This is a genomic window from Pseudomonas sp. 8O (assembly GCF_902506495.1).
Taxonomy (GTDB): domain Bacteria; phylum Pseudomonadota; class Gammaproteobacteria; order Pseudomonadales; family Pseudomonadaceae; genus Aquipseudomonas; species Aquipseudomonas chaetocerotis.
On sequence record NZ_LR733264.1, the window covers coordinates 1,973,759 to 1,985,706 of the forward strand.

Here is an 11,948-nt window from a genome sequence, read left to right on the forward strand (position 1 = left end):
TCTCTTGTTGTTCTGAATGGGAATGCGCCGCGCCTGGCGGGTGGCGCAATCTTTGGTGAAGGCGCCGCGCGGGACAATTTCGCAGGTCGCGGCGATCTGATGCGAGTTGATGCTAGAATCGCGTCATTCGCATCAGCTGGAGCGGCCATATGTCCGATTCCCTCGGCAGCAATCTGAAATTGCTTTGCAGCCATTACCGCTCGATTGCCGAGGTGTGCCGCAAGCTGTCGATCAACCGCGCGCAGTTCAACCGCTACCTGGCAGGGCAAAGCCGGCCGACCACGCACAACCTCAAGCGCATCTGCGATTTCTTCGGCGTCGAACCCTTCGAGCTAGCCATGCCGGCCGAGCAGCTCACCCGCCTGATCGGCGCACGCAGCGGCGATGCGCAGCAGCAAAATGGCAGCGACCCGCTGCTGGACCTGTTCGCCCCACTGCGCCGTCAGGCCAGCCCGATGGAGCGCTACTGCGGCTACTACTTCGAATACTCCAACTGCATGTCGGTGCCGGGGCACGTGCTGCTGTCACTGGTGCACTTGCGCGAGGAGCGCGGCAACTACCTTTTCGAGCGCCAGGAACGCCAGGAGCGCCAGGAACCCACACGCGGCGGCAGCGAGGACTGGGTGCGCTGTCGCTACCTGGGCACGGCGTTCTTCCTGCAGGACCGCCTGTTTCTGGTGGACTACGAGTCGCTCACCGGTAACGAGATGAGCCAGACCATCCTGATCCCCAGCTTCAAGAGCCGCATCATCCGCCTCAACGGCATCAAGACCGGCGTCTCCAGCGGAGACCGCCGCACACCGGCCTGCACCCGCGTGGTCTGGCAGTACCTGGGCAACGAGATCAACCGGGTCAATGCCTATCGCCAGCTGATGCTCTACGCCCCCGACGACCCACGCATCGACGACGACATCCGCCAGCGCCTGGGCGGCGCGCAGCTGCGGGGTGGGTTGTTCGAGATGGAGTAGGGCGTTACCCCCGCAGCGCCTCCAGGCGCTGCTTCTGCCGCGCCGCCTCATCGAAGTTGTCCACAGCCAGCCAGCGCTCGAAGGCCTCGCGGCAGGCCGGCCATTCCCCGTCGATGATGGAGAACCACGCCGTGTCACGGTTGCGCCCCTTGCGCACCATGTGCTGACGGAACAGCCCTTCCTGGGTGAAACCGAAGCGCTCGGCGGCACGCAGCGAGCGGGCATTGGCCGCGTCGCACTTCCATTCGAGGCGGCGATAACCGAGATCGTCGAAGGCGTGTCGCGCCAGCAGATAGACCGCCTCGGTCGCGCCAGGCTTGCGCTGCATCGGCGCGCCGAAGGCGACGTGGCCGATTTCGATGCTGCCGTCCTGCGCGGTGATACGCAGGTAGCTGAACACCCCAAGGGCGCGACCGCTGGCCAGGTCGACCACTGCATAGAACAGTGGATCGCGGCTCTGCGCATTGCCGACCAGCCAGGCATCGAAGGCACCACGTTCGGTGAAGGGGCCGTAGGGCAGATAATCCCAAAGTGCCGGGTCCGGCCCCTGCAACGCACGCCACAGATCATCACCATGACGCCCGACATCGAGCCCCTCGAGACGAACGAAGCGGCCTTGCAGCGTGCGCTGGTCCGGTGTTGGACGGGGTTGCCAATGAGCGAGATCACAAGTCATCAGAAGAGCTTCCTGTACTGGATGAAACCGGAGCGGTCGCCGATGCGGTCGTAGAGCATACGCCCCTGGTAATTGTTTTCCTGGGTCAGCCAGTGCACGCGGCTGGCACCGGCGGCACGGGCATCGGCGTAGACATGCTCGATCAGCGCGCGGCCGATGCCGCCACCGCGAATGTGCTCGGCGACGAACAGATCCTGCAGGTAGCAGTAGTCACCACGCGTCCAGCAACTGCGGTGATAGATGAAGTGCACCAAACCGACCGCCTCGCCGTCCTGCCAGGCCAGGGCGGCGTGCATCGGCTCGGCCGGGTCGAGAAAGCGCTGCCAGGTGAGGGCGCTGGTCTCGGCTGGAATCTCGGCCTGGTAGAAGCGCTGGTAAGCCTGCCAGAGCGGCAGCCAGGCGGCGTGATCGGCAGCGGTGACAGGGCGAATGTCGAGCATGTGGGCATTCCTTTGATGGTCAGTCGGTGGGATTCATCTGCGCCGCCAGTTCATGGTCACGCGGTGCGGTTGACGTCGTCAGGCCGGCACGGACACCAGCCTGGTCCGCCTCGGAACGGTTCTGGCTGAGCTTCCACTTGCCCTCAATTCTGCGAATCGGCAGGGCAAAACCGACAATGGCGCGCAACATGGCGTCGATGTAGTCGCGCGGCGCATCGCTGACCGCCCAGGGCTGTGGGCGCCCCTGTTCGTGGCGGTCGCTGAGGCGGCTGACCAGTTGCAACAAGCGCTCGGGCTCATCGAACACCTCGGCCTGGCCCCAGACATGCACGGCGATGTAGTTCCAGGTCGGCACCACCTTGCCGTGCTCGGCCTTGGCCGGGTACCAGCCAGGATGCACATAGGCGTCAGCGCTGCTGAACACCACCAGTGCCTCGGCGCCGCGGGCCAGGTCACGCCAGTGCGGATTGGCCCGGGCGAAATGGCCATAGAGGGTGCCGAACTCGCCCTCACCAGGCTCAAGCAGCAGCGGCAGGTGACTGGCCTGCAGGCCCTGCTCGCCAGTGCTGGTCACAATGGCCAGACCGCTGGCCTGAATCTGCGCATGCAAGGTGGCCAGGTCGTCCTGACGGAAGGCGGCGGGGCAGTACATGACGTTTTCTCCTGGTGTGATGGGGCCATGCTAGGCAGAATATTGGCCTGACGTAAGATCCATTCCTTATGACTTTGATAGAGCCAATCTGCTGATCATGAATCGCTCGTCCGCCTTGCCATTCGATCTTTCCGGCATTCATCTGCAGCCCGGCCAGGGCCTGGCGCGCCAGCTCTACCAGGCCTTGCGCGAGCGCATCCTCGACGGTCGCCTGGCTGGAGGCACACGCCTGCCAGCCAGCCGTGAGCTGGCCGCGCTGCTCGGCATCTCGCGCAATACCGTGACCCGCGCGCTGGACCAGCTGTATGCCGAAGGATACGTAGCCGGGCGGGTTGGCGATGGCACCTATGTCGCCGAGCTGACGCGCAATCGCCCTGCCGCAGTAACAGCCGTCCCCCCAACAACCGCCAGCCCGGCATTGCAGCTGTTACAGAACCATCACCTGGCGATGCCCATCGAGGGCGCACCGCGCGCCTTTCGCATCGGTATACCGGCCTTCGATCTTTTCCCCTTCGAGACCTGGGCACGCCTGCAGGCACGCTTCTGGCGCAAACCCTCGCCGGCACGGCTGGGCTATGGCGACCCGGCCGGTGACATGCAGTTGCGCGAGCTGATCGCCGCCTACCTGCGCAACAGTCGCGGCCTGACCTGCGAGGCACGCCAGGTATTGATCACCTGCGGCTCGCAGCAGGCCATCAGCCTCTGCGCTCAACTGTTGATTCAACCGGGCGACCGTGTGGCCATTGAAAACCCCGGCTACCGCGCGGCGGGCCATGCCTTTGCCATGGCCGGCGCGCAGCTGTGCGGTGTGTCGGTGGACGGCGAAGGCCTGGACGTCGCCGCCCTGCAGCGCCTGAATAATTGCCGCCTGACCTATGTCACGCCCGCGCACCAGTACCCCACCGGCGTCACCCTGTCTCTGCCGCGACGCCTGGCATTGCTGGAGTGGGCCAAGCGCGTGAACGGCTGGATCATCGAGGACGACTACGACGGCGAGTACCGCTACAGCGGCACACCGCTCGCGCCGCTGGCAGCGTTGGACGAACAGCAGCGAGTGATCTACATCGGCACCTTCGGCAAGCTCGCCTTCCCGGCTCTGCGCCTGGGCTATCTGCTGCTGCCGCCAGCGCTGGCCGAGAGCTTCGCGAGGCGCCAGGCGCTGGAGATGCGCCATTTGGAGGTTGGCACCCAGGCGGTGATGGCCGAATTCATCGCCGCCGGGCACTTTCAGCGCCATGTGCGGCGCATGCGCCAGGCTGCGCGCAGCCGACGCGACGCCTTGATCGAGTCCTGGCCGAAGGTAATTCCCGGGTGTGCGTCATTGCCGGCCGTGGAAGCCGGCCTGCACCTGAGCATCAAGGTCGAGAGCCTCACGCGCGAGCGCGAGTTGATCGGCGCCGCGCGCGCAGCCGGCATCGAGATGAACCCTCTGAGCGATTACTGGCTGCCAGGCAGCGAGACGACCGAAGATGCTCGCGCCGGGTTGGTGTTGGGCTTTGCCGCAGTGCCCGAGGCGCAGATCGTCGAGGCGGTACAGACGCTGCGTCGGGCGTGGAGGCTGTAACCCAGGCCAGCCGGCGGTGCGCACGGCGCACCCTACGGCAGCCGCCCTTGAATGGCAGGCAAAAAACTGCCGGGAGCAGTTTTTGACGTCGCTTGCGACGGCCCAAGGGTGGCCGCCAGGGATGGCAGACCACAAAAAAAGGGATGGCCAAAGCCATCCCTGAAGGTTGAGGCTGGTGAAGGCCTCCTATGAACAGGTTGTCAGCTGCGCGGGCGGGCTTGCACCTGGCTCGCCCCGGTGTAGAAACCACCCAGGCCGGGCCAGAAGCGCCGTGGCGGATGCACCGTACGGAACAGGAACCGGACGTTAGGCGTCGTTGTAGGCTGCATGATGGTTCTCCACTCAGGACTGCAAGGGCACGAGACGCGGGGCGATCATGTTCTCAGGGCGCAGGATGTCTGCCAGCGTGGCTTCGTCCAGCAGTTGTTCCTCGCGCACCAGCTCCAGCACGCCGCGCCCGCTTTCCAGGGCGACCTTGGCGATGCGGGTGGCGTTCTCGTAGCCGATGTAGGGGTTCAGCGCGGTGATCAGGCCAATGGAGTTTTCCATCAGCTCACGGCAGCGCGCCTCGTTGGCAGTGATGCCGTCGATGCACAGCTCGCGCAGCATATCCATGGCGCGAGTGAGCAGGCGGATCGAGTCGAAGATCTTGTAGGCGATCAGCGGCTCCATCACGTTCAGCTGCAACTGGCCGCCCTCGGCCGCCATGGTCAGCGCCAGGTCATTGCCGATCACTTCGAAGGCCACCTGATTGACCGCCTCGGGGATCACCGGGTTGACCTTGCCCGGCATGATCGAGCTGCCCGGCTGACGCGCCGGCAGGTTGATCTCGTTGATGCCGGTACGCGGGCCGCTGGAGAGCAGACGCAGGTCGTTGCAGATCTTCGACAGTTTGACCGCGGTGCGCTTGAGCATGCCGGAGAACAGCACGAAGGCGCCCATGTCGCTGGTGGCTTCGATGAGGTCGGCAGCCGGGGTCAGCGGGTGGCCGCTGATGATGGCCAGGCGCTTGACCGCCAGGGCCTGGTATTTCGGGTCGGCATTGATGCCGGTGCCGATCGCGGTACCGCCCAGGTTGACTTCGGTGAGCAGGGTCGGCGCCAGCAGTTTCAGGTGTTGCAGGTCTTCGCCGAGGGTGGTGGCGAAGGCGCGGAACTCCTGGCCGAGGGTCATCGGTACGGCGTCCTGCAGCTGGGTACGGCCCATCTTCAGCACGTGGCCGAACTCCAGGCCCTTGGCGGCGAACGACTGGATCAGCTTGTGCAGTGCGCTCAGCAGGCTGTCGTGACCGAGCAGCAGGCCAAGGCGGATGGCGGTCGGATAGGCATCGTTGGTCGACTGCGCCATGTTCACATCGTTATTCGGATGCAGGTGCTGGTACTGGCCCTTCTCAAAGCCCATGGCCTCCAACGCGATGTTCGCGATGACTTCGTTGGCGTTCATGTTGGTCGAGGTGCCGGCGCCGCCCTGGATCATGTCGACCACGAACTGCTCGTGGAACTCGCCCTGAATGATGCGCGCACAGGCAGTGCTGATCGCCGTGTGCTTGGCGGCACTAAGGTGGCCCAGCTCGCGGTTGGCGTCCGCCGAGGCCTGCTTGACCATGGCCAGGCCGATTACCAGTTTCGGGTAGTGCGACAGCGGCACACCGGACAGGCGGAAGTTCTGCACGGCGCGCAGGGTCTGGATGCCGTAATAGGCATCGGCAGGGACTTCGAGGGTGCCGAGCAGGTCTTTTTCGACGCGAACAGATGCAGCAGAGGACATGATAGCGATGGCTCTTGGGAAATACGGCGAGTGCCGCGATGCCCATAGAATAAGGGCTCTGACCGTCTCGCTACCAATGCCGTTACTTGCTGACCTATGCACAATCGGCATAATGTGGATGTGACTGCGGGATAGCGGCAAACGTAGGGTGGGTTAGCCGCATGCTGCCATTGCCGACCATCACGTCGTTCGAGACGCGGCGTAACCCACCATCGGCGCAACGATGATCCATCGCCTGGTGGGCTACGCGACGCACCACGGCAGCTGCGTCTGCCGAACCGCGTTCGGCCCGCTGTAGCCCGGATGCAACCCGGGACAAATTGATGGGCCACCCCCGGATTGCATCCGGGCTACGGAGACTCGATGAACCTGGAAACCAAATGGCTGGAAGACTTCGTCGCCCTGGCCGGCACCCGTAGCTTCTCCCAGGCCGCGGAAAAGCGCTTCGTCACCCAGCCGGCGTTCAGCCGACGCATCCGCAGCCTTGAGGCGATGCTCGGCCTAACCCTGGTCGACCGCTCCTGCACACCCGTCGAACTCACCGAGGCCGGCCGACTGTTCCTGGTTACCGCGCGCAGCCTGGTCGAGCAACTCGGCGAAGTGGTGCGCCACCTGCACAACCTGGAAGGTCAGCAGGGCGAAATGCTGTCGATTGCCGCCGCCCACTCGCTGACCCTGGGCTTCTTCCCCGAGTGGATCGCCCGCCTGCGCCGCGAAGGCCTGCCACTGACTACACGACTGGTGGCGACCAACGTCGGCGAGGCGGTGCACTCGCTGCGCGAAGGGGCCTGCGACCTGATCCTCGCCTACTACGACCCCGACGCAGCACTGCAGATGGACCCGGCGATCTTCCCCTCGCTGCACCTGGGCGCGACCTCCATGTTGCCGGTGTGTGCGGTGAACGAGTCCGGCGCGCCGCTGTACGACCTCGACAATGGCCAGAGTGTGCCGCTGCTGGCCTACAGCGCCGGCGCCTTTCTCGGGCGCTCGGTCAACCTGCTGCTGCGCCAGCGCGCGTTGCGCTCGACGACGGTGTACGAAACCGCCATGGCCGACAGTCTCAAGAGCATGGCCCTGCAAGGCATGGGCGTGGCCTGGGTGCCACGGTTGTCGGTCACCGCTGAACTGGCCCGTGGCGAACTGGCCATCTGCGGTGGCGAGCAGTGGCAGATCCCGCTGGAAATCCGCCTGTACCGCTGCGCCCTGGTGCGCAAGGCGGCGGTGCGCTTGCTGTGGCGCAAGTTGGAGACGGGGGAGGTGGGCAGCTGAGCGTTCGGCTAGGGTGCGCTGCGCGCAGCGGCTCTCGCGGGAAATTGATCGTTCCCACGCTCCGCGTGGAAACGCAGCCTAGGAAGCTCTGCGTCCGTCACAACCACCAACGCCGCCACACATGACGCAGAGCGTCACAAACGCAGGTGCCCACGCAGAGCGTGGGCACCATCGGTACAGAGGGCATCGCGCTCTGTAGGAGCGGCTGGGCGGCATTGCGCTTCAACCGCGAGCTTTTAGCGACGAATCATTTACCCGATTTGATCGATGTCCACGCCCGCGTACGCACGCGCTCGATCTTCTGCGGCAGCGGTTGCACCACGTATAGCGACTTCTGCATTTCCCGCGTCGGGGTCAGGTCGTGGTCATCGGCAATTTCCGCGCCCACCAGTTCCATGCCCGGCACGTTGGGATTGGGATAGCCGAGGAAATCGCTGATCGGCGCAATGACCTTGGGTTCGAGCAGATGGTTGATGAAGGCGTGGGCTTCGTCGACGTTCTGCGCGCTCTTGGGGATGGCCCAGGTGTCGAACCAGATCGGTGCGCCCTCTTTCGGCAAACGCCAGTTGATCACCACGCCGTTGCCGGCTTCCTTGGCACGGTTGGCGAACTGGTAGAAGCTGCCCGAATAGCCGATGGCCACGCAGATGTCGCCGTTGGCGATGTCGGTCATGTACTTGGCCGAATGAAAGTAGGCCACGTACGGTCGCACTTTGAGCAGCAGTTCAGTGACCTTGTCGTAGTCGGCCGGGTTGGCGCTGTTGGGGTCCAGGCCCAGGTAGTGCAGGGCGATGGGGATGATTTCGGTGGGCGAGTCGAGCATGGCCACACCGCAGGATTTCAGCTTCTCCATGTACTCGGGTTTGAACACCAGGTCCCAGCTGTTCACCGGCGCATCGTCACCGAGCGCAGCCTTGACCTTGTCCGGGTTGTAGCCGATCAGCACGGTGCCGTACATGTAGGGCACGCCGTATTGGTTGCCGGGGTCGTTCTTCTCCAGCAGGCCGAGCAGTACCGGGTCGAGATTCTTCCAGTTGGGCAGCTTGGACTTGTCCAGCGGGGCGAATACGCCGGCCTTGATCTGGGTCTCGAGGAACTGGTTGGACGGGATCACCAGGTCGTATCCGGAGTTGCCGGTGAGCAGCTTGGCCTCCAGCGCCTCGTTGGTCTCGAAGGTGTCCCAGGTGATCTGGATGCCGGACTCCTTCTGGAAGTCCTTGGGCACCTCCGGGAGGATGTAGTCGGCCCAGTTGTACACGCGCAGCTCCTTGGCCTGCACCGCGCCGCTGAGCAGGGTGGCGCCGCACAGGGCGACGCCGAGCATCTGTTTGATGGCTTTCATCGTTTCTCACCCCTGAAATGTTGCTCTTGTTTGGCAGATTCTTGATCGCTGACGAGGCGCCATTCAGGCGCCCTCGAAGCCTTCCAGCACGTTGACCGCGTTGACGCCGATGGCCTCCACGGCGTAGCCGCCTTCCATGATGAACAGCGTCGGCAAGCCGAGCGCGGCGATGCGCCGGCCCATCGCCAGGTAGTCCGGGCTATCGAGCTTGAATTGCGAGATCGGGTCTTCCATGTAGGTGTCCACGCCCAGCGACACCACCAGCACGTCGGCGCCGTAGTCGGCGATGCGCAGACAGGCCTGCTCCAGCGCCGCGTTCCAAGTGTCCCAGGAGCTACCCATCGGCAACGGGTAATTGAAGTTGCAGCCCTCGCCGGCACCCTCGCCCAGTTCGTCGGCATAACCGAGGAAGAACGGGAATTCCTCGGCCGGGTCGCCGTGGATGGAGGCGAACAGCACGTCGCTGCGCTGGTAGAAGATGTCCTGGGTACCGTTGCCGTGGTGGTAGTCGACATCGAGGATGGCGACTTTCTTGCGGCCCTGGTCGAGGAAGGCCTGGGCGGCGATGGCGGCGTTGTTCAGGTAGCAGTAGCCGCCCATCACGTCACCAGCGGCGTGGTGGCCTGGCGGACGGCACAGGGCGAAGGCACTGTGGGCGCCGCTGGCAATCTCGGCCTGCCCGCTGAGCGCAACCTGCGCGGCGCTGTAGGCAGCCTGCCAGGTGCCGGCGGTGATCGGCGCGCCGCCGTCGAAACTGTAGAAACCGAGCTGGCCGTGCAGATCGTTGGGGATCATCCGGCGCAGGGTGCGTGCCGGCCAGGTGAACGGCAGCAGGTCGCCCTTGCCGCCCTGCTCCTGCCAACGCGCCCAGGCGCCCTTGAAGAATTCCAGGTAGGCCTTGCTGTGGATGCGCTCGATGGGCGCCAGGCCGAAATCCTTGGGCGCGCGGACTTCGCCGAGCTGGCGAGCCTTGACGCGCGCAAGGATGTGATCGGCGCGCTGCGGCTTCTCGAAGCAGGGCATCAATTGCCCGTCGATCAGCTCGCATTTGCCGTGGTGCAGGTGATGGTCGTCGCTGTAGTAGGTGAGCATGCAAAGCGCTCCAGGCTCGTTGTTGTGCCTGCATTGTTCGCCCGCTGGAACCGAATCGAGAACGCTGACAATGGCCAAAAGGGGATCGAAATGGCCAAAAAAATCGCCGGGGGAGATTTTCTAACAGCGCACAGCGACGCGGTTGCAGATCTACCGCAATGTGCAGGCGGAGGAATGAGGACTCGGTGCGCACGGCACACCCTACAAAAGCGCGCCACACCGATTCGTAGGGTGCGCCATGCGCACCAACCCGGTAGCCCGCTTTACATCCGGGCTACGCGCGAAAGCGGCTCGGCGGCACGCCGCTCCAGCGCTGGAAGGCGTGCCGGAAGCTGGCGGTCTCGCTGAAGCCGAGCACCTCGGCGATGCGGTACACCGGCCATTGCTCCTCGCTGAGCAGCGCCTTGGCGCGCTCGAAGCGCAGCTCGTCGAGCAAGCCCTGGTAGCTGGTGCCCAGCTCCTGCAGGTGACGGCGCAGGGTACGCGGCGAGCAATGCATCTGCTGCGCCAGGTTCTCCAGCCCCGGCGGCTCGGCCAACTGCGCGGCGAGCAACTGGCGTACTCGCTCAAGCCAGGCCTGGCGGCTGCTGAACTCGGCATTCAGGCGGCGGCAGCGTTCCACCATGTCGCCGTGGGTGACGCTATCGGCCAGCGGGAGACGGCGCTCCAGCAACGCGGCGGGAAAGGCGAAGGCGTTGCGCTGGGCCTCGAAACGCAGCGGGCAGGGAAAGCTGTGTGCATAGTGCTTCACGTAGCGCGGCTGGGCATAGGTGAACTCGGCGCCCTCCAGTGGCAGCGGCTGGCGCAGCAGTTCGTCACCGATCAGTTTCAGCGAAGCCAGGCACATCTCCACGTTGAACACTTCCAGCGCCTCGGCATCGCGGTAACCGCTGGCGCAGATCCAGGCCAGCTCGCCTTCCACCTCAATGTCGAGGCGAAAATAGGTGCCGAGTAGCGCCGGATATTGCAGCAACAGGCGCCAGGCGTCACCAAAGGTGGCAGCCGACAGCGCAGCGTAACCAAGCAGCCCATAGGAGGAAACATGCAGGCTGCGCCCCAGGTCGAGCCCCAGATCAGCACGCAGGGCCAGGGCATTGGCGCAGACCTGCAGCTCCTGCACCCGGGTGATGCGGGCATCGGCATTGTCCAGGTCAGCCGCACCAATGCCGCTCCCGGCCAGTAATTGCGGGCGTAGCTCGGGCTGCTCGGCGAAGCGATGCAGGATCAGGGAAACCACATGCAGGGTGGTCAGTGGGGCGTGCAGCATGATGCGTTCCGTATGCGTGATTACGCAAAGGAACGCAAGAAATATGCCGCGAGACGGCGGGCCGCAGCCCGCCGGGAAGGATCAGCGATTACGCAGAATCGCGTTGATGAAGTCGCCTTGATTCGGTTCGTCCTTGAGGGTGGTGAACTGCAGTTGGCCGTCCTGCTCGCGCAACTTCATGCTCTCGCCGAAGCGGCAGTCGACACCCTTGAGCGTCTTGGCCTCAGCCTTGTAGCGCTCATCCTTGCCACACAGGTAGGCCATCTGGTTGACCACTTCACCGCAGAAGCTCGGCACGCTGAGGCTCATCAGTTGCTCATCAGACATCGCGCTCCAGTCCACCTTGGTGCTCAGCTCGGTGGCGCAGGCCTTGGAGGCTTCACCGTCGATCTCCTGCAGGCGAGCGCTGTAATCGGCAACACGCTGCTCGCGGTCGAAGGCGGCGAGGCGCACCTGCAGCCCATCCTTCTCCTGCTTCTGGTATATCGCCAGGAGGTCCTTCGGCTTCAGCGCCTTGGTCTTGTCCTCGTTGTAGCTGAGCTCGAACCCTGGGGTGTTCGGCAGGTTGAGCTGGTAGCTCTCGCCGCTCCAGGCGCGGCGCTTGTTCAGCAGGTTGTAGTCGCGACCATCGAGACGGATGCCATAGTCGCGCTGCTCGTTACCCAGCTCGCGGACGTCGGTGAGGAACACCACCTCATCGAGCGGGTGATTGATGCCGCGAACCTGCACCAGCGCCTGCTTGCCGTCAGCGGAAGGGGCCAACGCCAGACTGACGCCCTGGCCGGCATCGAAGACCTGCGGATGCTTGGCCAGATCCAGCGCAGCGGCTTGAAGGGAGAGCAGGGAGAGAGCAACGAGCGAAACGTACTGTTTCATGACGACACGTCCTTGTTCGGATGAAGGATGCAAAG

The 11,948-nt window shown here is 64.4% G+C and carries 12 protein-coding genes; 3 read left to right on the forward strand and 9 right to left on the reverse strand.

All coding sequences use genetic code 11. The annotated features are described in order from the left end of the window. Nucleotides 1-149 precede the first annotated feature (149 nt). Entirely contained in the window at nt 150-968 is an 819-nt protein-coding gene (locus GV002_RS11885) for a helix-turn-helix domain-containing protein (protein ID WP_160018567.1), read from the forward strand. Between the two features lie 4 nt (nt 969-972). Here the strand turns inward: GV002_RS11885 and GV002_RS11890 are convergent, their stop codons facing one another. The 3 genes from GV002_RS11890 to GV002_RS11900 are packed head-to-tail and all read right to left on the reverse strand — an operon-like array spanning nt 973 to nt 2,736. After that, nucleotides 973-1,644 carry a GNAT family N-acetyltransferase gene (locus tag GV002_RS11890; RefSeq protein WP_160018568.1) on the reverse strand — a complete coding sequence of 224 codons (672 nt, stop codon included), beginning with the start codon at nt 1,642-1,644 and terminating at the stop codon, nt 973-975. Beyond that, nucleotides 1,644-2,084 carry a GNAT family N-acetyltransferase gene (locus GV002_RS11895; protein ID WP_160018569.1) on the reverse strand — a complete coding sequence of 147 codons (441 nt, stop codon included), beginning with the start codon at nt 2,082-2,084 and terminating at the stop codon, nt 1,644-1,646. Before GV002_RS11895 ends, GV002_RS11890 begins: the two co-directional genes overlap by 1 nt. A 19-nt stretch (nt 2,085-2,103) precedes the next feature. Continuing rightward, the gene (locus GV002_RS11900; protein WP_160018570.1) at nt 2,104-2,736 is read right to left on the reverse strand and encodes an FMN-binding negative transcriptional regulator; all 633 of its coding nucleotides are present in this window, start codon (nt 2,734-2,736) and stop codon (nt 2,104-2,106) included. A gap of 97 nt (nt 2,737-2,833) precedes the next feature. Here GV002_RS11900 and GV002_RS11905 point away from each other — a divergent pair, with 97 nt between their 5' ends. Then, entirely contained in the window at nt 2,834-4,300 is a 1,467-nt protein-coding gene (locus GV002_RS11905; RefSeq protein ID WP_160018571.1) for a PLP-dependent aminotransferase family protein, read from the forward strand. A 200-nt stretch (nt 4,301-4,500) separates the two neighbouring features. Here the strand turns inward: GV002_RS11905 and GV002_RS24320 are convergent, their stop codons facing one another. Both GV002_RS24320 and GV002_RS11910 read right to left on the reverse strand, forming a co-directional pair. Further along, the gene (locus GV002_RS24320; protein ID WP_256667064.1) at nt 4,501-4,629 is read right to left on the reverse strand and encodes a hypothetical protein; all 129 of its coding nucleotides are present in this window, start codon (nt 4,627-4,629) and stop codon (nt 4,501-4,503) included. A gap of 13 nt (nt 4,630-4,642) precedes the next feature. Beyond that, the gene (locus GV002_RS11910) at nt 4,643-6,067 is read right to left on the reverse strand and encodes an aspartate ammonia-lyase (RefSeq protein ID WP_160018572.1); all 1,425 of its coding nucleotides are present in this window, start codon (nt 6,065-6,067) and stop codon (nt 4,643-4,645) included. Between the two features lie 363 nt (nt 6,068-6,430). Here GV002_RS11910 and GV002_RS11915 point away from each other — a divergent pair, with 363 nt between their 5' ends. Then, on the forward strand, nt 6,431-7,336 hold the full coding sequence (locus GV002_RS11915; protein ID WP_160018573.1) for a LysR substrate-binding domain-containing protein: 906 nt from the start codon (nt 6,431-6,433) through the stop codon (nt 7,334-7,336). Between the two features lie 247 nt (nt 7,337-7,583). Here GV002_RS11915 and GV002_RS11920 read toward each other — a convergent pair whose 3' ends face one another. The 4 genes from GV002_RS11920 to GV002_RS11935 form a co-directional block, all read right to left on the reverse strand. Further along, nucleotides 7,584-8,678 (reverse strand): polyamine ABC transporter substrate-binding protein, encoded by a 1,095-nt coding sequence (locus GV002_RS11920; protein WP_160018574.1) that lies wholly within the window; start codon nt 8,676-8,678, stop codon nt 7,584-7,586. Nucleotides 8,679-8,741: 63 nt separating this feature from the next. Further along, entirely contained in the window at nt 8,742-9,770 is a 1,029-nt protein-coding gene (locus GV002_RS11925) for a histone deacetylase family protein (protein WP_160018575.1), read from the reverse strand. Between the two features lie 274 nt (nt 9,771-10,044). Further along, nucleotides 10,045-11,037 carry an AraC family transcriptional regulator gene (locus GV002_RS11930; protein WP_160018576.1) on the reverse strand — a complete coding sequence of 331 codons (993 nt, stop codon included), beginning with the start codon at nt 11,035-11,037 and terminating at the stop codon, nt 10,045-10,047. A gap of 81 nt (nt 11,038-11,118) precedes the next feature. Further along, nucleotides 11,119-11,913, reverse strand: coding sequence for a hypothetical protein (locus GV002_RS11935; RefSeq protein ID WP_160018577.1), 795 nt, complete (start codon nt 11,911-11,913; stop codon nt 11,119-11,121). Nucleotides 11,914-11,948 lie beyond the last annotated feature (35 nt).